The following is a 22,786-nucleotide window of genomic DNA, read 5'->3' on the forward strand; positions in this document are numbered from 1 at the left end:
GGTGGCGTCCCGTATCACCGAACCCGACGAGCTCAAGGAGCTCCTCGGCATCCCGTTCACCCCAGAGCAGCTGGCGTGCATCACCGCACCGCTCGCCCCGAACGTCATCGTGGCCGGGGCCGGATCGGGCAAGACCACCGTCATGGCGGCCCGCGTCGTCTGGCTGGTCGGCACGGGCCAGGTCGCGCCCGAGCAGGTGCTCGGGCTCACCTTCACCAACAAGGCGGCCGGCGAGCTCTCCGGGCGGGTGCGCAAAGCCCTCGTGGAGGCAGGCGTCACGGGCACGGACACGAGCACGAGCGCAGGCCCCGAGCCGCCCGAGGAACCGCCTGGCGACCCGAGGATCTCCACGTACCACGCCTTCGCCGGTCAGCTGCTGAAGGACCACGGACTGCGTATAGGCCTCGAACCGGGCGCCCGGCTGCTCGCCGACGCCACCCGCTTCCAGCTCGCCGCACATGTGCTGCGCGCCGCCCCCGGCCCGTACCCCGCGCTCACCAAGGGCCTGTCCGCGCTCGCCGCCGATCTGCTCGCCCTCGACGCGGAGCTCGCCGAGCACCTCGTTCCCGTCGACGCCGTGCGCGAGTACGACGCGGAGCTCGCCGAGCGCCTCGACCCGTTCGACCCGGAGCGGCGCGGCTTCGCCTGGGTGCGCGAGGTGGCCTCTGCCGTCGCGGCGCGGCGCGACCTCGCCGGGCTCGTCCAGGCCTACCGCGAGCAGAAGACCCGCCGCGACCTGCTCGACTTCGGCGACCAGATCGCCCTGTCCGCCGAGCTCGCCCGCACCAGGCCCGAGGTCGGCCGCGCGCTGCGCGAGGAGTTCGCCGTCGTGCTCCTCGACGAGTACCAGGACACCTCCGTCGCCCAACGGCTGCTGCTCGCCGGCCTGTTCGGCGGCGGCACCGGCCATCCCGTCACCGCCGTCGGCGACCCCTGCCAGGCGATCTACGGATGGCGCGGCGCCTCCGTCGCCAACCTTGACGACTTCCCGCGCCACTTCCCCGGTGCCGACTCCACCCCGGCCCGCCGCTACTCGCTCAGCGAGAACCGCCGCAGCGGCGGCCGCCTGCTGCAGTTCGCCAACGCACTCGCCGCCCCGCTGCGCGAACGCCACGAGGGCGTCGAGGCGCTGCGGCCCGCACCGGGCGCCGAACGGGACGGGGTGGTGCGCTGCGCCCTGCTCCCCACCTACGCCGACGAGATCGCCTGGATCGCCGACTCCATCCGGCATCTGACCGCGACGGGCACCCCGCCCGGTGAGATCGCGGTGCTGTGCCGCACGGCAGGCCAGTTCGCCGATCTGCATGCGGCGCTCGTCGCTCGCGATGTGCCGGTGGAGGTCGTGGGCCTGTCCGGACTGCTGCACCTGCCCGAGGTCGCCGACCTCGTCGCCACCTGCGAGGTGCTCCAGGACCCGACCGCCAACGCCTCCCTCGTTCGGCTGCTCACCGGCCCGCGCTGGCGGATCGGCCCCCGCGATCTGGCGCTGCTCGGCCGCCGGGCCCGGCTGCAGGTGCGGCACGCGCAGCCCGAGGGCGAACCGGATCGCCTCGCGGAGGCCGTGGAAGGCGTCGACCCGGCCGAGGCCGTCTCGCTCGCCGACGCCCTGGAGACCTTCCTCCACGCCGAAGAACCCGACGACGGCCTGCCCTTCTCGCCCGAGGCGCGCATCCGGTTCGCCCGCCTCGCCGCCGAGATACGCGACCTGCGGCGGTCGCTAGCCGATCCGCTCATGGACGTCCTGCACAAGGTCCTCGCCGTCACCGGGCTCGACGTCGAGCTGTCCGCGTCCCCTCACGCGCTCGCCGCCCGCCGCCGTGAGACGCTGCAGTCCTTCCTCGACATCGCCGCGGGCTTCGCCTCGCTCGACGGGGAAGCCACCCTCCTCGCCTTCCTCGCCTTCCTGCGGACCGCGGCGCAGCACGAGAAGGGCCTCGACAGCTCACTCCCCGGCGGGGAGAACACCGTCAAGGTGCTCACCGCCCACAAGTCCAAGGGGCTGGAGTGGGACGTGGTCGCTGCCCCCGGCCTGGTCGAGGACGCCTTCCCCAGCGCGCGGGTCCGCGAACTGTGGCCCTGGCACGGCAAGGTCCTCCCGCACGCGCTGCGCGGCGACGCGCCGACCCTGCCCGACGTGACGCAGTGGACCAAGCAGGGCCTCGACGCCTTCAAGGAGGCGATGAAGGATCACAACTCCACCGAGGAACTACGCCTCGGATACGTCACCTTCACCCGGCCGAGGTCGCTGCTGCTCGCATCGGGGCACTGGTGGGGGCCGTCCCAGAAGAAGCCGCGCGGCCCGTCCTCCTTCCTCCGGCGGCTGCGCGAGCACTGCGAAGCCGGCCACGGCGAGATCGAGCACTGGGCCGCGGAGCCGGCACCGGACACCGAGAACCCCGCGCTCGACCGCACCACCGAGTATGCCTGGCCGTTGCCGCTCGACCCCGAGGCGCTGGACCGCCGCCGCCGGGCCGCCAAGACCGTCCTCGCGCACCTCGAGCACCCCGACGGCGCGCAGGCGCGAACGCTGACGGCGACACAGCTGGCGACGCAGACGGCGATGCAGACGGCGACGGCGACGGAAGATCAAGCGGCGCCGGAACTGCCGCCCGAGGAGGCCCGGCTCGTCGCCTCCTGGGACCGGGACCTCGAAGCGCTCGCCGGCGAGCTGCGCCGATCGCGCACCGCCGTACGCGAGGTCCCGCTCCCGGCATCCCTCAGCGCCTCCCAGCTGATGCGGCTCGCCGCCGACCCCGACGACTTCGCCCGCGACCTGGCCCGGCCGATGCCGCGCCGACCGCAGCCCGCGGCCCGCCGTGGCACCCGCTTCCACGCCTGGGTCGAGTCGCGCTTCGACGAGCTGCCGCTGCTCGGACTCGACGAGCTGCCCGGCATGGAGGAAGGCGGCGCCGAGGAGATCGCCGACGAGAAGGACCTCGACATGCTCAAGGAGGCCTTCCTGCGCACCTCGTACGCCCACCGCACCCCGTACCGGGTCGAGGCCCCGTTCCAGCTGAGTCTCGCGGGCCGCGTCATCCGCGGCCGCATCGACGCGGTGTACAAGGACGAGGAGACCGGCGGCTACGAGATCGTCGACTGGAAGACCAACCACGCTCCCACCGCCGACCCTCTGCAGCTCGCCGTCTACCGCCTCGCCTGGGCCGAGCAGCACCGCCTGCCGCCGCGGCGGGTCGCCGCCGCATTCGTCTACGTACGCACCGGGCAGACCGTCCGACCCGACGACCTGCCCGACCGGCCGGCTCTCGAGCGGCTCCTCCTGGGGGAAAGGCCCTGACCGGCGCAGGACCGGCGCCGGATAGGCTCGGGGACATGAGCGAGCGCAGTGTGAGGGTATCCCCGGCCGAAGGCTGGGGAAGAATCATGGGAAGGTCCGCACCGTGCGACGGCGCGGCCGAGCGCAGCGAGGCCGGCGCATGAGCACCGCCTTCGCAGACCAGGCACCGGACACCGCGGTCCGCGCCTACATCGACACGCACCGCGCCGCCTTCCTCGACGATCTGGCGGCATGGCTGCGCATCCCATCGGTCTCCGCCGACCCGCAGCGCGCGGACGACGTGCGGCGCAGCGCCGAATGGCTCGCGGCGGAGCTCAGCGCGACCGGCTTCCCCGTGGTGGAGGTCTGGGAGACGGCGGGCCTGCCCGCGGTCTTCGCCGAGTGGCCCTCCGGCGACCCGGACGCCCCGACCGTCCTCGTCTACGGACATCACGACGTCCAGCCCGCGGCCCGCGAGGACGGCTGGGACAGCGAGCCGTTCGAACCCGTCGTACGGGACGGCCGGATGTACGGGCGCGGTGCCGCCGACGACAAGGGCCAGGTCTTCTTCCACACCCTCGGCGTCCGCGCGCACCTCGCCGCGACCGGCCGCCACGCCCCCGCCGTCAACCTCAAGCTGATCATCGAGGGCGAGGAGGAATCCGGCTCGCCCCACTTCGGCGCCCTGATCCGCGAGCGTGCCGCGCGCCTCGCATGCGACACCGTGATCGTCTCCGACACCGGCATGTGGGCCGAGGACACCCCGACGGTCTGCACAGGCATGCGCGGGCTCACCGACTGCCAGATCGACCTGACCGGGCCCGACCAGGACATCCACTCCGGCTCCTTCGGCGGCGCCGTGCCCAACCCGGCCACCGAGGCCGCCCGGCTCGTCGCCGCCCTCCACGACGAGCACCGCCGCGTCGCCATCCCCGGCTTCTACGATGGGGTCGCCGAGCTCACCGACCGCGAGCGCGAACTCTTCGCCGAGCTGCCCTTCGACGAGGAGGCGTGGCTGCGCACCGCCAAGTCGCACGCGGCGATGGGCGAGGCGGGATACAGCACCCTGGAGCGGATCTGGGCCCGACCGACCGCCGAGGTCAACGGCATCCACGGCGGCTACGGCGGTCCCGGCGGCAAGACGATCGTCCCCGCCTCCGCCCAGCTCAAGCTCTCCTTCCGGCTGGTCGCCGGGCAGGACGCGGAGAAGGTGCAGCAGGCGGTGCGGCAGTGGGTCGCGAGCAGGCTGCCCGACGGCATCCGGCACGAGATCACCTTCTGGGGAGCGACGCGGCCCTGCCTGACCCCGCTCGACCACCCGGCGCTGCAGTCCACCGTGCGCGCGATGGGCCGTGCCTTCGGACAGAAGGTTCTCTTCACCCGCGAGGGCGGCTCGGGACCGGCCGCCGAACTGCAGGACGTGCTTGATGTCCCCGTCCTGTTCCTGGGAATTTCCGTGCCGTCCGACGGTTGGCACTCAGTGAACGAGAAGGTCGAACTCGACCTGCTGCTCAAGGGCGTGGAGACGTCCGCGTACCTGTGGAGCGATCTCGCCGAGCACTGGACCGCACGCTGACCGTTGATCACTCACGTCCTACGGGGAGTTGGAAGCAGCCTTGTCCGCCTTGTCGCGCAGTGACCTGACCGGCCGTAACGCACCTGCCGAAGCACGTGTCACGAGGCCGCTGGCGCTCACCCGCGCAGCCGTCGACCGCGCCGCACACCACCGCCTCGACGAGGCGTGGCTCGCCGCCGCATGGAGCCACCCGTCCACCCGCGTCCTGGTGGTCTCCGGCGGCCAGGTGCTGGTCGAGGAGACCGAGGACGGCCGCACCGAACTCGTCATGGTCCCGTCCTTCGACGCGCCCCCGAGCGAGAACCACCGCTACTTCCTCGGTACCGACGCGGACGGGGTGAGCTACTTCGCGCTGCAGAAGGACACCCTGCCGGGGAGGATGGACGACGCCGCCCGTCCGGCGGGGCTGCGCGAGGTCGGCGGGTTGCTCTCCGAGCGCGACGCAGGTCTGATGGTGCACGCGGTGGCGCTGGAGAACTGGCAGCGGATGCACCGCTTCTGCTCGCGCTGCGGCGAACGCACGGTGATCGCCGCGGCCGGCCACGTACGCCGCTGCCCGGCGTGCGGCGCTGAGCACTACCCGCGTACCGACCCCGCGGTGATCATGCTGGTCACCGACGACCAGGACCGCGCGCTCCTCGGCCGCCAACTGCACTGGCCCGAGGGCCGCTTCTCCACCCTCGCCGGCTTCGTGGAACCGGGGGAGTCGCTGGAGCAGGCGGTCGCCCGCGAGGTCCTGGAGGAGTCCGGGGTGCGGGTCGGTGAGGTCTCCTACGTCGCGAGCCAGCCGTGGCCGTTCCCCTCCAGCCTGATGCTCGGCTTCACGGCGCGCGCCACCACCTCGCAGATCCAGGTGGACGGCGAGGAGATCCACGAGGCGCGCTGGTTCTCCCGCGACGACCTGCGCAAGGGCATCGAGTCGGGCGAGATCCTGCCCCCGTCGGGAATCTCGATCGCGGCGCGCCTGATCGAGCTGTGGTACGGCAAGCCGCTGCCCGCGGCCCCGCGCCAGCCGTAGCCGGAGCCGCGTGACATGCTGCCCGGCTGTCCGGCTGAAGTCCTCCCGCGCCCCGAAGTGATCGTCGCCGACGCATCGATGACGGAGCCCCGTGACGTCACCGGCCCGCTGGGGCCCTCGTGGCCTGCGCGCCCGATACGACAGGTAGACACGGCACGTTGGCACGTGGAGGACGCGGCAACCCCCGACGAGCCGCGAAGGCCGGTCGGGGGGCGCGCGGCAGGGGACGATCAGGCGCTCAGAGCCTGCTTGACCTGGGCGAGAGAGGGGTTGGTCATGACGACCTCGGAGCCGCCGTCGGCAGGAATCACCAAAACCGTCGGGACGGTCTGGTTGCCGCCGTTGGCCTTTTCCACGAACGCGGCCGAGTCCGGGTCCTGCTCGATGTTGATCTCGGTGTAGGCGATGCCTTCGCGATCCATCTGGCTCTTCAGGCGGCGGCAGTAGCCGCACCAGGTGGTGCTGTACATGGTCACGGTGCCCGACATCGGATCCTCGCTTCGTGTGGCTGGGTGGTCCTCCGGGGAGGGAACGCTAACCCAGGGGCCCCGCATTCCTGCGGTCCCATGATCACACCACGCCTGTGGATAACTTTCCCTGCCGCCTCACAGGACCTGGCAGCATGGCGGGGTGACTGCAGCAACGGACGCCTTGCCCTTCCCGGCCTTCCCGGAGGCACCATCCTCCGCCGACGCGGTGCTCGACGGGCTCGATCCCGAGCAGCGCGAGGTGGCCACCTCGCTGCACGGGCCGGTGTGCGTGCTCGCCGGCGCCGGCACCGGCAAGACGCGGGCGATCACCCACCGGATCGCGTACGGGGTGCGGGCGGGGATGCTGCAGCCCGGCAATGTGCTCGCCGTCACCTTCACCGCACGGGCCGCGGGCGAGATGCGCGGGCGGCTGCGTCAGCTCGGCGCCGGAGGGGTGCAGGCCCGCACCTTCCACTCGGCCGCGCTGCGGCAGCTGCAGTACTTCTGGCCGCGCGCGGTGGGCGGCGAGCTGCCCCGGCTGCTGGAGCGCAAGATCCAGCTGGTCGCCGAGGCCGCCGCGCGCTGCCGTGTCCGGCTCGACCGCAATGAGCTGCGCGATGTGACCGGCGAGATCGAGTGGTCGAAGGTCACCCAGACCGTGCCCGAGGACTATCCGGCGGCCGCCGGCAAGTCGGGCCGTGAGACGCCGCGCGACGCTGCCGAGATCGCCCGCATCTACACCACGTACGAGCAGCTCAAGCGGGACCGCTCGGTGATCGACTTCGAGGACGTGCTGCTGCTCACCGTCGGGGTGCTCGAAGAGCGCCCGGATGTCGCCGATCAAGTGCGTGCCCAGTACCAGCACTTCGTCGTCGACGAGTACCAGGACGTCAGCCCGCTGCAGCAGCGGCTGCTCGATCTGTGGCTCGGTGACCGGGACAGCCTGTGCGTGGTCGGTGACGCCAGCCAGACCATCTACTCCTTCACCGGCGCCACCCCGGAGTACCTGCTGGGTTTCCGCACCCGGCACCCGCAGGCCACCGTGATCAAGCTGGTGCGCGACTACCGGTCGACCCCTCAGGTGGTCCACCTCGCCAACGGGCTGCTGGCGCAGGCCCGAGGCCAGGCCGCGACCCACCGCCTCGAACTGGTCTCGCAGCGCGAGACCGGCCCGGAGCCCTCGTACACCGAGTACACCGACGAGCCGGCCGAGGCGGAGGGCGTCGCGCGCAGCATCCGGCAGCTCATCGACGCGGGCACCCGGCCCAGCGAGATCGCCGTGCTGTACCGGATCAACGCGCAGTCCGAGGTGTACGAGCAGGCGCTGGCGGACGCCGGGGTGCCGTATCAGCTGCGCGGCGCCGAGCGGTTCTTCGAACGGCCCGAGGTGCGGGAGGCCGGGATGCTGCTGCGCGGGGCCGCCCGCGCCGGGGGCACCTCGGATCCCGCTCTCGACGAGGCCGATGTGCCGTCCCAGGTCCGCGCGGTGCTGGGCACGCGCGGCTGGTCGCCGGAGCCGCCCGCGGGATCGGGCGCGGTGCGCGACCGCTGGGAGTCGCTGGCAGCCCTGGTCCGATTGGCCGAGGATTTCGCGGGCGCCCGGCCGGACGCGACACTCGCCGGCTTCGTCGCCGAGCTCGACGAGCGTGCGGGCGCCCAGCACGCCCCGACCGTGGAGGGTGTCACCCTTGGTTCGCTGCACGCGGCCAAGGGTCTGGAGTGGGACGCGGTGTTCCTGGTCGGCCTCACCGAGGGGATGATGCCGATCACCTACGCCAGGACCGAGGAGCAGGTGGAAGAGGAGCGGCGGCTGCTCTACGTCGGGGTGACGCGGGCCCGGCTCCATCTGGCACTGTCGTGGGCGCTCTCCCGTGCGCCCGGCGGGCGCGGCGGGCGGCGGCCGTCCCGCTTCCTCACCGGACTGCGTCCGGGGCCGTCGGCCCGCGGCGGCGGTGGGGCCGGCCTGACGGGTGGCGGGGTGGAGCGCGGCTCGGGCGGGCGCCGCAAGCGGGGGCCGGTGCACTGCCGGGTGTGCGGACGCACCTTGTCCGACGCCGGCGAGATCAAGCTGATGCGGTGTGAGGACTGCCCGTCCGACCTCGACGAGGCGCTCTACGAGCGGCTGCGCGATTGGCGTACGGCACAGGCCAAGCGGCTCGGGCAGCCCGCATACTGCGTGTTCACCGACAAGACGCTGCTGGCGATCGCCGAGAACGTGCCTGGCGACGAAGCCGCGTTGAGCCGCATCGCCGGGGTGGGCGCACGTAAGCTGGAGAGGTTCGGGGCGGATGTATTGGCACTGTGTGCCGGGGCACCGGCCGGAATCCCGGATTCCGGAGAATCCGCTGATGAAACCGCTGAGGATTCGTCGGAAAAATAGTTTGCGCGCGCCACGCGAATACCCATAGCCTGCGTGAGCACGGTCGCAGTGACACCAGCCGCTGACGCGGCGGGGCCCTTCACGGGACCGCTGAAGCCGTGCTGTACTGGCCCATACGCCCTACGAGACGCCGAGAGGAGGCGAGCCCGATGATCAGCTTCACGAAAATGACCGCCGTTCGTTCGGCCGCCGCCTGCGGTCTGTCCGGTTCCCGCCTCCGCGGCACCGGTCTGTCCGGCGTCGAGTCCGTGCGTCCGGGCGCCTTTGGGGTCCTTCCGCTCATCGAGCGACCGACCAAGGCACCGGCGGCAGCGGCGGCAGCGCAGGCCTCCGCCTATGCGTTCGCGGCCAATGGTGCCGGCACCAGCGAACCGACCGTAACGACGCAGCAGCACCAGATGATGCGGGCCTTCCGCGGGCTCGAACCCTGGAGAGATCCAGCCTGATAGGACATCAGGTCGGCGCCTTCCAGGGCCGCGGAACCCGTGAACCGGGATCCGCGGCCCTTCTGTTTTCTCGGGTGAAAGCCCAGGTGAAAGCGGGTGGAGGGGCCTCGGAGCAGCACCGACCCGGTACCGACAGACACCGGCCCACCGGCCGGCCGACAGACAGGAAGACACAGACCGTGCATCCCGAAGCGCACGCCCCGTCAGTGCCGCATTCCGAAACGATCCCGCCGCCTGTCCCTCCGGAGGTTCCCTTGCTGCCCCTGTCCGAGCTCGACGACGAGATCGAGCGCCTCGGCGTACCCGTCCCGTGCCGGTCGTACGACCCGGAGGTCTTCTTCGCCGAGACCCCGGCCGACGTCGAGTACGCCAAGTCGCTGTGCCAGACCTGCCCGGTGCGTGAGGCCTGCCTCGCCGGGGCCAAGGCCCGCCGCGAGCCGTGGGGCGTCTGGGGCGGCGAGCTCTTCGTCCAGGGCGTCGTGGTCGCCCGGAAGCGGCCGCGGGGACGTCCGCGCAAGCACGAGGTCGTGGCATGAACGCCCGTACGGCCGTCGGAACCATCGACAACCCCCTGACGCACGATCCGCAGAAGCAGGCAGCCCCTATGAACCCGTCCGCCACCGACACGCCCGTCCGCCGAAACGACGCCGAGGCGTCGCGCCAGAACAGGACCCGTCAGATGCAATTGATGCACGAAGCCCTGGCCCGGGCTCAATACCGCTCGCGGCTGTACGAGGCCGAATCCGAACGCAGGGCCCTCCGTCTGGCCCGGGCCAGGCGGTTGCAGCGCCGCGCCGAGCGCGCGTCGCTGCGGGCCCGCCGCGCCATCGCCCTCGCGGTGATGCAGTAGCAGCCGCCTGAGGCTCGCACTCCGAAACCTGTCGGCGACAAAGCAAGGTCGGCCACCGCTGGGCCGGTTCCGAACGGGACCGGCCCAGCGGTGCGTTGCGTCGTAGTCCGCGCGGTAGGTGGAGGTATCGTCGGCAGGTGGATCAGAAGACTCAGCAAACCGCTTCTGAAGACCGGACCGCTCGGCCGGCCCCGGCCGTGTGCGCGCGCTGCGGCGCCACCAGCGACAACCTGCCCATCACCTGGACCTGCTCCGTGGAGGGCGGGGTACGCCTTTACTTCTGCGACCACTGCGGCCGCACCCATCTGCGCAGCATCGAGGGACGGCTCGACTCCGCCTGGTGGTAGTCAGGCCGTCTCGGTCTGCTCCGGGTGGGCGAATCCGGGCAGCCATTCCAGCAGTTCGTCGCGCAGCCGCACGGTGGCGTCCAGCTGGCACAGCACGCCGATCGTGCTGAGCGTCACGCGGTGGATGAGCAGGTACGACGGCGGCAGATTGAGCTGCTTGCCCAACTGGTAGGCGGGGGAGCGGGGATCGGCCACGCGTGCCGCCTGGGCGCGCATCCACGCCCTGCCGAAAGTGAACTCCGTGACCCGGGCAGGTTCGATCACCGGCCGCAGGTAGTCCAGTACGGCGTCGGGGTCGAGCTTGATCGTCGGCCTGACGAACCCTTCGTCGCACAGGATGGCAAGCACCTCTTCAGCCTCGTCCTCCAGGGCCAGCCGCAGCGATGTGCCTATCGGCAGCGGCAGCCCCTCGGGCAGGCGGTCGACCGTGCCGAAGTCCAGAACGCCCAGCCGCCATCCCTCCGCCGGGCCGTCGTCGACGAGCAGCCGGAAGTTCCCCGGATGCGGGTCGGCGTGCAGCAGCCCGGTGCGGGCCGGACCGGCGAAGAGGAAGCGCGCGAGCAACTGCCCCGCCCTGTTCCTCTCCTCCGCACTGCCACGGGAGATCACCTCGGCCAGCGGCACCCCCTCCAGCCATTCGGTGACGAGCACCTCGTCGGCCTGATGCACGACGTCGGGCACCACCACATCCGGGTCATCCGCGAACTCGACCGCGTGCGCATGCTGGGCCGAAGCCTCCAGCGCGTAGTCCAGCTCCTCCTTGACCCGGTCGCGCAGCTCCGCGATGAGCGGCTTCATGTCCATGCCCGGAATCAGCGGACCAAACAGCCGTGCCACCCGGCTGAGTTGGGACAGGTCTGACAGCAGCGCATCTCCGGCCCCGGGATACTGCACCTTCACCGCGACCTCGCGCCCGTCCTGCCAGACGCCGCGGTGCACCTGGCCGATCGATGCGGCTGCGGAGGGCTTGTCCTCGAAGTTCTCGAAGAGATCCCGCCAGTCCTCGCCGAGCCGTTTCGCCAGCACGTCGTGAACGGTGCGCGCTGGCATCGGCGGCGCGGCGTCCTGCAGCTTGGTGAGCGCGGCCCGGTAGGGCCCCGCGACCTCCTCCGGCAGCGCTGCCTCGAACACTGACAGCGCCTGGCCGAACTTCATGGCTCCGCCCTTGAGCTCGCCCAGCACCTTGAACAGCTGCTCAGCGGTCTGCTGCTGCAGCTCGCTCGCCACCACGTCGGCCGGCCGGCCCCCGATCCGCTTGCCGAGCCCGATGGTGGCACGGCCTGCAAAGCCGAGCGGCAGCGCGGCCAACTTCGCGGTACGGGTCATGGCCTTACGAGGAAGATCCGACATGCGCCCTCTTTCGGTCGGGATGGCACAGCAACTGCCCAGTCGCTCACGGTGAGCCGGGTGGTCACCCGGCCATTGTCGCGCGTGCTGCCGACTGTGAAGCACTGCACCCGCAACCACACTCGGGATGCGCCGCGATCCGCGTGTGCCTCAGGCCGAGTCCGGACAAGGAGAACTCCAGGCGCGCCCCCACGCTGGGCGGAGTGCCGCCGTCGAGGAAGGCGAGCGCATGCGTGCCCGCCAGCCCCGCGACCAGTGTCGCCAGGGCCACGTCGCAGGCAGGCACCGCCGGCGGACGGCCGGAGCGCAGCTGGGCGAGGATCCTCGGCCACGCAGGATCGGCGTCGGCGCGGCCCAGCTCAAGACACCCGGCGCACGGCGAGCGGCCCGGCACCACCAGCGGCCCGACGAATCCGACACCCTCGACAACGCCCGCGTACAGGTGGGGGATCCCGGCCATGACCAGCGGCTCCGCCTCCGCGGGGTCGGGTGCGTACGCCGCCAGACCGTCGCGCGGCGCCAGCACCATCAACCCCAGAGCGGGTTCGGAACCCGCTGGGCGCCCGGAGCGGGACGAGGCAGGCCGCGGGTCGGGCGCGGCGCGCCGGACCGCGGCGCGCGCCGCCGACTCCCTGCGCTCTCCCACCTGTATCGCAGGGATGCCGCACGGCGCCGCGTCCCACGGCTCTGCTTTTCCGCCGTCCTGCACATCGACGCGGGCGAGACCGGCGGCCGAGAGCACCGCGGCGAGCGACGCCCCCACCCGCCCGGCGCCGCGCACCCTGACGCGGAGGGCACGCCGAGCCGCCATCCGCGCGGCGGCAGCACCCGGCTCGCGGTGGACCAGCGAAAGCGACGCCAGATCCGGCCGCAGCCGTTCGAGCGCACCCGTCCCGCTCCCCATGACGTCGCTGAGCCCTCCCGTGCTGTCCGCGTCGTCGAGCACGCCGCCGCGTGCGAGCTCGTCCAGGAGCCGCTCGGCGCGATCCGGCGCGAGGCCGAGCGCCGCGGCCTCCTGGTAGAGCAGGCCGAGGCCGCGTGTCCCGTCGAGCAGACGGAGGAAGCGCGATGCCGGGCCGTCCAGCGACTCCAGCACCACTGCCTGCTCCGGGCCGACCCCGAACTGCAGGCTCGTGCGCTCCCGCCAGCTGCGCCGCAGTGCGGGCTTGAGCATCGGATGCATGACACGTCCCCCTTGTCCCGTTATCCCGTTTTCTCGTTGTCCTGTGCCGGGTTTCCTCCGGTCGGCTCCAGAATGCACGCTCCTCCCGGGCCCTGCCGGAAGTTATCCACAGGCTGTGGGCATTAGTCATTTCATAGGCGTCAGCCCGGGACGCGCGACTTATCCGCACCCCAGCCGGTAACGTCGGGGCGTGTCCGCCGAGCCCGTATCCCCCGCATCCCGCAGTCATCCCCTCGGCTCCCGGGCGACCGCAGTGGAGGTACGGCGCAGCGCGCGCCGCCGCAGAACGGTTTCCGCGTACCGCGAGGGAAATCGCACCATCGTGCTGATCCCCGCCCGGATGTCGGCAGCCGAGGAGCAGCGCTGGGTCGCCGTGATGCTCGACAAGCTCGCCGCCCAGGAGAGCAAACGGATGCTCGGCGACGACGAGCTCGCCGAACGCGCGGCATGGCTGTCCGAGCAATATCTCGACGGACGCGCCAGGCCCGACACCGTACGGTGGGTCACCAACCAGAACACCCGCTGGGGCTCGTGCACCCCTGCCGAGGGCAGCATCAGGCTCTCCCACCGCCTGCAGGGCATGCCCGAGTACGTCGTCGACTACGTGCTGCTGCACGAGCTCGCGCACCTGCTCGTCCCCGGCCACGGGCCGCGCTTCTGGGCGCTGTTGGAGGCGTATCCACGCACCGAACGGGCGCGCGGCTATCTCGAAGGGGTGGTCGCGGCGGCCCGTCTGCCCTGTCTGCCGACGGCCCGCGACGGACGCGGCGGGCAGCGCGAGGAGCGTTAGACCAGCGCGCGGGTGCGGTCGAGGAGCCGTACCACCGACTCGTCGGCCACCGACGCGACCTCTGCGTACGCGTACCAGCGCAGGTCGAGCGACTCATCGCTGATCGCCGCCACGGCGCCGGGAGGTGCGATGGCCGCGTACTGCACATCCAAGTGCCAGGCGCACGGCGTGCGATGACGGTCCAGCCTCACCGGGCCGCCGTCGAGCAGCGTGAGGCCGGGGACCCCGGACTCCTCCGTCGCCTCGCGCAGCGCCGCGTCCGCCAAGGTGGCGTCGTCCGGCTCGCAATGGCCGCCCATCTGCAGCCACTTGCGCAGCTTGCGGTGGAGCGTGAGCAGTACGCGCCCGCGGTCCGCGTCGACGACGAGCGCGCTCGCCGTGATGTGCCCGTCGCGGCAGGACTTCCACATCCCGTCAGGGTGTGCGGCGAGGTGGCCGAGATACTCCAGCCGCAGCTGCTCCTGACCTGGAGCGTCGTGCGGCGCTTTCCAGTGGGTCAGGACGCGCGCCGAGTCCGCGTACAGGCTGTGCGGGCTCACTTCTCGCCGTCGCCCTCGTTCCGTTCGCCGCCGTCCTTGCCGTCGTCCTTGCGTGCGGCCTCGCCCAGCAACTTGTCGAGCGCGTCGAAATCGATGCCTTCGTCCTCCGGCGTCGGCTCGCGGTGTACGAAACCGTCCGGATCGTCGAGATCGTGCGCCGTCGGCAGCATGTCCGGGTGCGCCCACAACCCGTCCCGCCCGTCGACGCCGCGGGCATCGGTGAGCGAGGCCCACAGTCGCGAGGCGTCCCGCAGCCGGCGAGGCCGCAGCTCGAGACCGATCAGCGTGGCGAAGGTCTGCTCGGCAGGACCGCCGGTCGCCCGGCGCCGCCGCAGCGTCTCGCGCAGTGCGCTCGCCGACGGCAGATGCGGTGCCGCCGCCGCGTGCACCACCGCGTCCACCCAGCCCTCGACCAGTGCGAGTGCCGTCTCCAGACGAGCCAGCGCCGCCTTCTGCTCGGGGGTGTCCTCCGGCTGGAACATCCCCTGCTGGAGCGCTTCCTGCAGCGCCTCCGGGTTCGACGGGTCGAGCTGCCCGACCGCGTCCTCCAGCTTCGCCGTGTCCACCTTGATCCCGCGCGCATATCCCTCGACCGCACCGAACAGGTGCGCCCGCAGCCACGGCACATGCGCGAACAGCCGCTGGTGCGCCGCCTCACGCAGCGCAAGGTACAGCCGCACGTCCCCCCCGGGTACGCCGAGTCCCGCCCCGAACGCCGCAATGTTCGCCGGGAGTAGCGCGGCCTTGCCCGCCGGGCCGAGCGGCAGGCCGATGTCGGTCGAGCCGACCACCTCGCCCGCGAGCACCCCGAGCGCCTGCCCGATCTGCGTACCGAACATCGCGCCGCCCATGGAGCGCATCATGCCGAGCAGCGGGCCGGCCATGGCCTGCATCTCCTCGGGGAGCACTCCACTCATGGCGGTGCCGACCCGCTCGGCCACCGGGTCCACCAGCTCCTGCCAGGCCGGCAGCGTCGCCTCGACCCACTCCGCACGGCTCCAGGCGACCGCGGACCCTGCGCCCGAGGGCAGCGACGTCGCGTCGTCCAGCCACAGATCGGCGAGTCGCACCGCCTCCTCGACCGCCGCGCGCTCGCTCGCCCCGACGCTCGCGTCCTTGGAGCCGTCCGGCGCGCCCTGGGCGACGGTCTGGCGGGCGATGTCCTTTGCCATGTCCCAGTTCACCGGGCCGCCCTCGTAGGAGAGCATCTGGCCCAGCTGCTGGAAGGCCGCGCCGAGATCGTTCGGGTTCAGCGAACCGAACATCGCGGCGAGCGGGTTGTCGCCGCCCTGGCCCGACCCGCCGCCGAAGCCCCCTGCGCCGAAACCGAAGGGGTTGCCGGGCACGCCAGAACCCCCCGCACCACTGGATCCACCGCCGGGCAGACCCTTCTTCTTGCCCTCGTCCCCGTCCTCGGGCTCCTCAGGAGGGACGCCGAATCCAAATGGGGTGTCACTCACGGGCTTCCTCGGCTCTATGTGTCAGTGGATTCTGTCTGTGCGTACGGAGTTGCGCTCCGACCGTTGCGTGCGTCAGCTGCGTTCGTCACCACTCGATACGGCTCGTTACGCGCAGGGGCCTGTACCACCAGCCTAGACACGTCTCGGGCAGGATGGGACCTGCGCATCCTGTACATACCTCGTACCAGCAACAACAGTGGGAGACACCCGGTGAGTTCCCCATCGCCGCACGTTCGCTCTGGGCGGAGCGCCGCAGCCTCGCGGCGGCCGGTCGTCGCGGTCACGGGTGCCGCGTCCGGCGTCGGGCTGCTGCTGACACGGCGCCTCGCCGAATCCGACGAGGTCAAGAAGGTCGTCGCGATCGACGAGCGGCGCGGTGACGTCCCGGGTGTGCAGTGGCGTGTCCTGGACGTGCGGGATCCGGCGATCGCGGACCGGCTGCGCGCCGAGGGCCACCCCGTCGACGTCGTCGTGCATCTCGCCCTCGACCTGGACCTCGAATCCGACCCCAAGGCACGCACCGCCTTCAACGTGCGGGGTACGCAGACCGTGCTCACTGCGGCCGCCGCTGCCGGGGTGCACCGCGTGGTGCTCGTCACCTCGGCGATGGTCTACGGGGCGCTCGAAGACAACGATGTACCGCTCGCCGAGGACGCCCCGCTGCGCGCCACCGCGGAGGCCACCTGCGTCGGCGACCTGCTGGAGATCGAACGCCTGGGCCGCCGCGCGCCGCGCGCCCACCCCGGCCTCAACGTCAGCGTCGTGCGGCCCGCGGTGCTCGTCGGCGGCACCGACACCGCGCTCACCCGCTACTTCGAGTCGCCGCGCCTGCTCGTGGTGGCCGGCAGCCGCCCGTGCTGGCAGTTCTGTCACGTCGAGGATCTCGTCTCGGCGCTGGAGTACGCGGCGCTCGGCAAGGCTGAGGGCGAGATGGCGGTCGGCTGCGACGGCTGGCTGGAGCAGGAGGAGGTCGAGGAGCTCTCCGGGATCCGGCGCATGGAGCTGCCGCAGTCGGTGGCGCTCGGCGCGGCCGCCCGGCTGCACCGGCTGGGCCTGACCCCGTCCCCGGCCGGTGACCTCGCGTACACGATGCACCCCTGGGTGGTGAGCGGAAGCCGGCTTCACGAAGCGGGCTGGCGGCCGAAGTGGACGAACGAGGAGGTGCTCGCGGAGCTGCTGGAGGAGGTCGAGGGCCGGCATACCGTCGGAGGCCGCCGCCTCGGCCGCAAGGACGCGGCAACCCTCGGCGCGGCCGGTGCCACCGTGGCGCTGGTGGGCACGGCGGCCCTGGTCAGGCGGGCGCGCAAGCGGCGCGGCGGCTGAGCGGGGCGAGGCGCCCTGTCGTGTGCGGGACGGAAGCCCCTTTCCGTAGGGAGGGGCGGTGGGGCACCATGGCGTCCATGGCACGCATGTACGACGGTCAGGACCCCATCCGGCTCCTCGCCATTCGCGACACTCCACTCTCTGTGGACGAGGTGTTCGGCGCGGTCGGTGACGACGCGGCCGGTGGCACGGCGCTCTTCGTGGGCACCGTACGCGACCACGACCGCGATGGGGACTCCGAGGTGACGGGTCTGTCCTACTCCGCGCACCCCACCGCCGATGCGGAGCTGCGCCGGGTGGCGGAGAAGGTCGCCGCGGATTTCCCCGTACGGGCGATGGCTGCCGTGCACCGCGTGGGTGACCTCGACGTGGGCGATCTGGCGGTCGTCGTGGCCGTCTCGTGCCCGCACCGGGGTGAGGCGTTCGCCGCCTGCCGCCGCCTGATCGACGACCTCAAGCGAGAGGTGCCGATCTGGAAGCACCAGACCTTCGCCGACGGCACCGAGGAATGGGTGGGCGCGTAGCGGCCCACTGGCGCCTCACCTTGATGACTCTTTTCCGGTGTTTTCCCTGCGCACGGGTTGCGTAACTCGCGACCCGGCCTGAGCGTTGGAATGTCGAGCGGTTAATCTGCTCATAGGTCCTTCATCGGTGAGTGCGTTGGTCGGGAGGCCGGTATGGCGGCGCTCGTTTGGTTGCTGATTCCGGTCATCGGTGCGATTGCCGCCAGCCTGTGGGCCGGCTGGGCGAGCCGTACCCGTCGGGCACAGGACGACACCGATTCGCTCGCGGGCTACGAGCGGTTCCGCGAGGCCATGACGAGGACGCACACGCACTCCGGCTCCGACGTGGTGTAACGATCCTCCGACGCACGATCCTCCGCCCGGCCCCGATGCGCGGCCCGACGGCGCATCGTGCGGGCTCGTCCCGTACTGTCGTGCCATGCCACGCCGTACCGCGACCATGCTCACCTCTACGCTGCTGCTCATAGCGCTGCTGTGCATCGGGGTGCTGATGCCTGTGCCGTACGCCGAAATGTCGCCGGGGCCCACCGTCAATACGCTCAGCGAGAACGTCGGCCAGCCGGTGCTCCAGATCTCCGGGCACAAGACGTATCCGACGACCGGCAATCTCAACATGACGACGGTCCGGGTGACGGGTTCCGACTATTCGATGAACCTGCTCGAAGCGATCAGCGGGTGGCTGTCCAACGACGACGAAGTCGTCCCGAAGGAGACCCTCTACCCCACCGGCCAGACCGCACAGCAGGTCGACCAACAGAATGCCGAGGAATTCACCCAGTCCCAGGACAGCGCCAAGGCGGCGGCGCTGAAGGAGCTCGGGTACCACGTGGGCTCGGATGTCGTGGTCGGGAGCGTGGTCAAGGGTGCCCCGGCGGAGGGCAGGCTCCACGCGGGAGACGTGATCAAGGCCGTGGACGGCACGGCGGTCGTCCAGCCCACGGACGTGGCCAAGCTCGTCACCAAGCACAAGCCCGGCCAGGACGTGGTTTTCACCGTCGTCCCGGCGAACGACGCCACCAACCCCGGTGCGCCCGCCCGCCAGGTCACCATCAGGACCGAGAAGGCACAGGACGGCACGGGCCGGGCCATCGTCGGCATCCAGGCCGAGAGCAGCCACCAGTTCCCGTTCACCGTCAATGTCCAGCTCGCCGACGTCGGCGGGCCGAGCGCGGGCCTGATGTTCTCGCTGGGCATCATCGACAAGCTGACGCCGACCGACCTGACGGGCGGAAAGTTCATCGCGGGGACCGGGACGATAGACGACAACGGCAATGTCGGCCCGATCGGCGGCATCGCGTTGAAGATCATCGCCGCACGGGACGCCGGCGCCCAGTACTTCCTCACGCCGCAGGACAACTGCGGCGCGGCGTCGAAGAACACCCCGTCCGGGCTGCGGCTGGTGAAGGTCTCCACCCTCAAGGGGGCGCTCGACGCCCTCGCCGACATCCGTCAGGGGAAGACGGCCGACCTGCCGAGTTGCACGGCAGGCTGACCGTACGGGCGCGCGGGCGTAGGCGGCTGCCGGGCCCTACTCCTCGAAGGTCGCGGAGAGCGCCTCGGCGAGCCCTGGCACCAGCGAGGATCCCGTCAGTACCTCGGTCGGTGAGTCCTTCCCACGCAGCCTGATCGCGGACTCCCGGCTGCCGTCGCGCAGGACGCCCACGGTCATCCGTACCTCCTGCCGGTCCGGGTGCTCGGCGACCCACTTGGCCAGCGAGGCCTCGTCGGCCTCGTCGAGCGCGGCAGGCATCGACTCCTCGGCCGACGGCGGCAGCATCAGCCGCTCGACGGTGAGCGCGCAGCCCACCACGACGTCGGGCCAGGCGATGGTGGCGAGGAATTCGTCGAGCGGGGCGTCCGCCGGGATCTCGTCCTGCTCGACGGGGGTCAGCGAGCCGGCCGTCCCACCGCCGTCTCCGTCCCCGTCCTCGCCGATGCCGAGCTGTCGGCTCAGCTCCGGCTCCTCGGCGCGCAGCCGCGCCGTGTCGACCAGGGCGAAGAGCCGTGCGGGCTGGTCCCAGCCGAGGGTGGAGGCGTAGTCGTCGATCTCGAGTACGGCGCGGGTGAGCGGGTTGGCGGCGAGGGGGGTGCCCTCGCTGGAAATGTTGGACATGGGCAACATCCTGCACGTTCCGAGCCCCCGGGCGGGAACCGTGCCATCCCTGAGTAAGTTGCATGGATGGGTGTCCGGGCCGGACACCCTTCGGGTACCAGGTGGCAGAGCGCGGATTTCGAGGGGCGATCTTGGCTTTCCAGATGCCGGAGCGCGGCGCGGGCCCATCGCGTCCGCGGACCGGAGCGGTACGACCGTCGCGGCATGCCCGGACGCTGTTCCTGACGCTCGCGGTGCTGGTGATGGCGGCCATGGCGTTCGTGATGTTCTCCGGCTTCTGGACCGACTGGCTGTGGTACCGGTCGGTCCACTACTCCTCCGTTTTCTCCATCACCGTCACTGCCCGGCTCGGCCTGTTCTTCGTCTTCGGCCTGGTGATGGCCGTCACCGTCGGCCTCAACATCCATCTCGCGCACCGGCTGCGTCCGCAGCTCGGCGCGATGTCCGTCGAGCAGCAGAGCCTCGACCGCTACCGGCTCGGCATCGCGCCCTACCGCGGATGGGTGCTGCTGACGGTGAGTCTGCTGGTGGGGCTGGTCACCGGTGCGTCGGCCTCCGGCGAGTGGAGCACGTGGCTGAGCTACGTCAACGCCGTCCCGTTCGGCACCAAGGACCCGCAGTTCCACAAGGACGTCTCCTTCTACGTCTTCGACCTGCCGTGGTACCGGTTCCTGCTCGGATTCGGCTTCGCCGCCGTGGTGCTGAGCCTGATCGCCGCCGCGGTCGTGCACTACCTGTACGGGGGGCTGCGGATCAGCGCTCCGGGCACACGGGCGACGGCGGCCGCGACCGGCCATCTGTCGGTGCTGCTCGGCATCTTCGTGTCGCTCAAGGCGGTTGCGTACTGGCTCGACCGTTACGGGCTCGCGGTGAAGTCGAGCAGCTTCAAGGCGGCCACGGGATGGACCGGCCTGCGCTATGTGGACGCCAACGCCTATCTGCCGGCGAAGACGATCCTGTTCTGCATCGCGATCATCTGCGCGCTGCTGTTCTTCGCGACGCTGTGGCGGCGCACCTGGAGCCTTCCGGTGATCGGCTTCGGGCTGATGGTGCTCTCCGCGATCCTCATCGGCGGGCTGTACCCCTTGATCGTTCAGAAATTCCAGGTGCAGCCGGACGAGGCGGCCAAGGAGGGCCCGTACATCCAGCGGAACATCAACGCCACACGCGCCGCATACGGGATCGACGGCACGAAGGCCACCGACTACCCCGGCACCAGCGGTTCGACACCCAACAGCACGCTGCGCGCGGATGCCAACACCACGGCGAGCATCCGGCTGCTCGACCCGAACGTCGTCTCGCCCACCTTCCAACAGCTGCAGCAGATGCGCAGCTACTACTCGTTCAACTCACCGCTCGCCGTGGACCGCTATCCGGCGGGCGGCGGGCAGCAGGGGACGCAGAACACGCAGGACACCGTGGTCGGCCTGCGCGAACTGAACATCAAGGGGATTCCGGACAGCAACTGGATCAACGACCACTTCAAGTACACCCACGGATACGGACTGGTCGCGGCGAACGGCACAGCGGTCACCGACACCGGAGCGCCCTCCTTCACCGAGTCCAACCTTCCACCGCAGGGGCAGCTCGGCTCGTACCAGCCGCGGATCTACTACGGCGAGCAGACCACGCAGTGGTCGATCGTCGGCGGTCCGACCAAGGAGATCGACTACTCGACCGACAACGGGGAGAAGAGCTACACCTACACCGGCAGAAGCGGGGTGAGCCTGGCCAACCCCGTCACGCGGGCCGCATACGCGGTGCAGATGGACGAGCCGCAGCTGATGTACTCGCAGGCGATCGGCAAGGGGTCGAGACTCCTGTACAACCGCACCCCGAAGGAGCGGGTCGAGTCGGTCGCGCCGTGGCTGACGATCGACGGCGACCCGTACCCGGCGGTGGTGAACGGGCGCATTGTGTGGATCGTCGACGGCTATACCACCACCGACAGCTATCCGTACTCCTCGCGCACGACGCTCGGGGACACGACGGCCGATTCGCTGACCGGAGGCGGCCGTTCCGTGCTCGCTCAGCAGGACGAGGTCAACTACATCCGCAACTCGGTCAAGGCGACAGTGGACGCCTACGACGGCACGGTGAAGCTGTACCAGTGGGACACCGGCGACCCGGTGCTGAAGACGTGGATGAAGGCGTATCCGGGCACGGTCCTGCCGCGCAGCGCGATCAGCCCCCAGCTGATGCAGCATCTGCGCTATCCGCAGGACCTGTTCAAGGTGCAGCGCCAGATGCTGACCCGCTACCACGTCACCGACGCCTCGACGTTCTACAGCGGCAGCGAGGTCTGGCAGGTGCCGGACGACCCGTCGAAGCGGGACGGCGCCGCGGTTCCGCCGTACTACCAGAGCCTGAAGATGCCGGGCCAGAGCGCGCAGGCGTTCTCGCTCACCACCACGTTCACACCCAGCGGGCGGGACAACCTGGGCGCGTACATGGCCGTGGACGCCGATGCGACGAGCCCGGACTACGGCACCATCAGGCTCCTGCAACTGCCCACCTCCAGCACGGTCTCCGGGCCGAAGCAGGTGCAGAGCAAGTTCAACTCCGATCCCGCAGTGGCCAACCAGGTCAACATCTGGCAGAAGGGCGACTCCGAGGTCGAGTACGGCAACCTGCTGACCGTGCCGCTCGACGGCGGACTGCTGTACGTCGAGCCGGTGTACGTACGCGGCGCCGGTACCAACTATCCGCTGCTGAAGAAGGTGTTGGTGACGTACGGTGACAGCACGGCGTTCGACGACACCCTCTCGCAGGCGCTCGACGACGTGTTCGCGGCGCCCACGTCGGAACCGACGGGTCGGCAGCAGCCGCCGCCCGGCACAGGCGGGTCGCAATCCGCGGATCCGACCGTCAAACAGGCGCTCGCCGATGCTCAGGCGGCCTTCGATGCCGGGCAGCAGGCGCTGAAGAGGGGTGACTGGGCGGCCTACGGCACGGCCCAGGCAGAACTGCAGGCGGCGCTCAAGCGAGCAGAGGACGCGTCAACTGGACGCCGCTCCTGATCGCTTGTGCGGGGGGACTGTGGCCATTGTGGTTTGAGGTGTCGGCGTGTCGGGAAGTCGGGAAGTCGACAAAACGCTGAAGTGACCTCAAGGGCTGCGGTATACCTGGTGTACGCCGGTTGCAGG

At 71.0% G+C, this 22,786-nt stretch carries 20 protein-coding genes; 14 read left to right on the plus strand and 6 right to left on the minus strand.

What is annotated here, in order from left to right:
* The first annotated feature begins 1 nt into the window (after position 1).
* From NGB36_RS06520 to nudC, 3 genes are all read left to right on the plus strand, one after another.
* The gene (locus tag NGB36_RS06520) at positions 2-3,295 is read left to right on the plus strand and encodes an ATP-dependent helicase (protein ID WP_255919134.1); all 3,294 of its coding nucleotides are present in this window, start codon (positions 2-4) and stop codon (positions 3,293-3,295) included.
* A 139-nt stretch (positions 3,296-3,434) separates the two neighbouring features.
* A complete protein-coding gene (locus NGB36_RS06525; protein ID WP_255919135.1) occupies positions 3,435-4,850 on the plus strand; it encodes a dipeptidase in 1,416 nt (471 codons plus the stop codon).
* A 109-nt stretch (positions 4,851-4,959) separates the two neighbouring features.
* Positions 4,960-5,868 (plus strand): NAD(+) diphosphatase, encoded by a 909-nt coding sequence (gene nudC, locus NGB36_RS06530; protein WP_372509388.1) that lies wholly within the window; start codon positions 4,960-4,962, stop codon positions 5,866-5,868.
* Positions 5,869-6,098: 230 nt separating this feature from the next.
* On the opposite strand, the gene NGB36_RS06535 is transcribed toward nudC, so the two are convergent.
* The gene (locus NGB36_RS06535; protein ID WP_255919137.1) at positions 6,099-6,356 is read right to left on the minus strand and encodes a mycoredoxin; all 258 of its coding nucleotides are present in this window, start codon (positions 6,354-6,356) and stop codon (positions 6,099-6,101) included.
* A 142-nt stretch (positions 6,357-6,498) separates the two neighbouring features.
* Between NGB36_RS06535 and NGB36_RS06540 the strand changes: the two genes are divergently transcribed.
* The 5 genes from NGB36_RS06540 to NGB36_RS06560 all read left to right on the plus strand — a co-directional run bounded on the left by NGB36_RS06540 (position 6,499) and on the right by NGB36_RS06560 (position 10,361).
* Positions 6,499-8,718: an ATP-dependent DNA helicase UvrD2 gene (locus NGB36_RS06540; protein WP_255919138.1), complete on the plus strand. Its 2,220-nt coding sequence runs from the start codon at positions 6,499-6,501 to the stop codon at positions 8,716-8,718.
* Between the two features lie 149 nt (positions 8,719-8,867).
* Positions 8,868-9,164: a hypothetical protein gene (locus NGB36_RS06545; RefSeq protein WP_255919140.1), complete on the plus strand. Its 297-nt coding sequence runs from the start codon at positions 8,868-8,870 to the stop codon at positions 9,162-9,164.
* Positions 9,165-9,343: 179 nt separating this feature from the next.
* Positions 9,344-9,700 (plus strand): WhiB family transcriptional regulator, encoded by a 357-nt coding sequence (locus tag NGB36_RS06550; RefSeq protein WP_308288810.1) that lies wholly within the window; start codon positions 9,344-9,346, stop codon positions 9,698-9,700.
* Positions 9,697-10,014 (plus strand): putative WhiB-interacting protein, encoded by a 318-nt coding sequence (locus NGB36_RS06555; protein ID WP_255919141.1) that lies wholly within the window; start codon positions 9,697-9,699, stop codon positions 10,012-10,014. Before NGB36_RS06550 ends, NGB36_RS06555 begins: the two co-directional genes overlap by 4 nt.
* 137 nt (positions 10,015-10,151) lie before the next feature.
* On the plus strand, positions 10,152-10,361 hold the full coding sequence (locus NGB36_RS06560) for a hypothetical protein (RefSeq protein ID WP_255919142.1): 210 nt from the start codon (positions 10,152-10,154) through the stop codon (positions 10,359-10,361).
* On the opposite strand, the gene NGB36_RS06565 is transcribed toward NGB36_RS06560, so the two are convergent.
* Both NGB36_RS06565 and NGB36_RS06570 read right to left on the minus strand, forming a co-directional pair.
* Complete coding sequence (locus tag NGB36_RS06565) at positions 10,362-11,711, minus strand: ABC1 kinase family protein (protein WP_255919143.1); 1,350 nt, start codon at positions 11,709-11,711, stop codon at positions 10,362-10,364.
* A 61-nt stretch (positions 11,712-11,772) separates the two neighbouring features.
* Complete coding sequence (locus tag NGB36_RS06570) at positions 11,773-12,891, minus strand: ThiF family adenylyltransferase (RefSeq protein WP_255919144.1); 1,119 nt, start codon at positions 12,889-12,891, stop codon at positions 11,773-11,775.
* A 190-nt stretch (positions 12,892-13,081) separates the two neighbouring features.
* Here NGB36_RS06570 and NGB36_RS06575 point away from each other — a divergent pair, with 190 nt between their 5' ends.
* Positions 13,082-13,681, plus strand: a complete 600-nt coding sequence (locus NGB36_RS06575; RefSeq protein ID WP_255919145.1) for a M48 metallopeptidase family protein — start codon at positions 13,082-13,084, stop codon at positions 13,679-13,681.
* On the opposite strand, the gene NGB36_RS06580 is transcribed toward NGB36_RS06575, so the two are convergent.
* Together NGB36_RS06580 and NGB36_RS06585 are read right to left on the minus strand one after the other, a co-directional pair.
* On the minus strand, positions 13,678-14,220 hold the full coding sequence (locus NGB36_RS06580; RefSeq protein WP_255919146.1) for an NUDIX hydrolase: 543 nt from the start codon (positions 14,218-14,220) through the stop codon (positions 13,678-13,680). The two genes, NGB36_RS06575 and NGB36_RS06580, sit on opposite strands and share 4 nt — an antisense overlap.
* Positions 14,217-15,680, minus strand: a complete 1,464-nt coding sequence (locus NGB36_RS06585) for a zinc-dependent metalloprotease (RefSeq protein WP_255919147.1) — start codon at positions 15,678-15,680, stop codon at positions 14,217-14,219. The genes NGB36_RS06580 and NGB36_RS06585 overlap by 4 nt, the downstream gene beginning before the upstream one ends.
* 210 nt (positions 15,681-15,890) lie before the next feature.
* Here NGB36_RS06585 and NGB36_RS06590 point away from each other — a divergent pair, with 210 nt between their 5' ends.
* The 4 genes from NGB36_RS06590 to NGB36_RS06605 all read left to right on the plus strand — a co-directional run bounded on the left by NGB36_RS06590 (position 15,891) and on the right by NGB36_RS06605 (position 19,019).
* Entirely contained in the window at positions 15,891-17,003 is a 1,113-nt protein-coding gene (locus NGB36_RS06590) for an SDR family oxidoreductase (RefSeq protein ID WP_255919148.1), read from the plus strand.
* A 68-nt stretch (positions 17,004-17,071) separates the two neighbouring features.
* Positions 17,072-17,527, plus strand: a complete 456-nt coding sequence (locus tag NGB36_RS06595; RefSeq protein WP_372509385.1) for a molybdenum cofactor biosynthesis protein MoaE — start codon at positions 17,072-17,074, stop codon at positions 17,525-17,527.
* A gap of 153 nt (positions 17,528-17,680) precedes the next feature.
* On the plus strand, positions 17,681-17,860 hold the full coding sequence (locus NGB36_RS06600) for a hypothetical protein (RefSeq protein WP_255919150.1): 180 nt from the start codon (positions 17,681-17,683) through the stop codon (positions 17,858-17,860).
* A gap of 85 nt (positions 17,861-17,945) precedes the next feature.
* Positions 17,946-19,019 carry a YlbL family protein gene (locus NGB36_RS06605; protein ID WP_255919152.1) on the plus strand — a complete coding sequence of 358 codons (1,074 nt, stop codon included), beginning with the start codon at positions 17,946-17,948 and terminating at the stop codon, positions 19,017-19,019.
* A 36-nt stretch (positions 19,020-19,055) separates the two neighbouring features.
* On the opposite strand, the gene NGB36_RS06610 is transcribed toward NGB36_RS06605, so the two are convergent.
* The gene (locus NGB36_RS06610) at positions 19,056-19,640 is read right to left on the minus strand and encodes a PPA1309 family protein (RefSeq protein WP_255919153.1); all 585 of its coding nucleotides are present in this window, start codon (positions 19,638-19,640) and stop codon (positions 19,056-19,058) included.
* 143 nt (positions 19,641-19,783) lie between these two features.
* Between NGB36_RS06610 and NGB36_RS06615 the strand changes: the two genes are divergently transcribed.
* On the plus strand, positions 19,784-22,660 hold the full coding sequence (locus NGB36_RS06615) for a UPF0182 family membrane protein (protein WP_255919386.1): 2,877 nt from the start codon (positions 19,784-19,786) through the stop codon (positions 22,658-22,660).
* Positions 22,661-22,786 lie beyond the last annotated feature (126 nt).

The sequence above is a fragment of the Streptomyces humicola genome (assembly GCF_024436035.1).
Taxonomy (GTDB): domain Bacteria; phylum Actinomycetota; class Actinomycetes; order Streptomycetales; family Streptomycetaceae; genus Streptantibioticus_B; species Streptantibioticus_B humicola.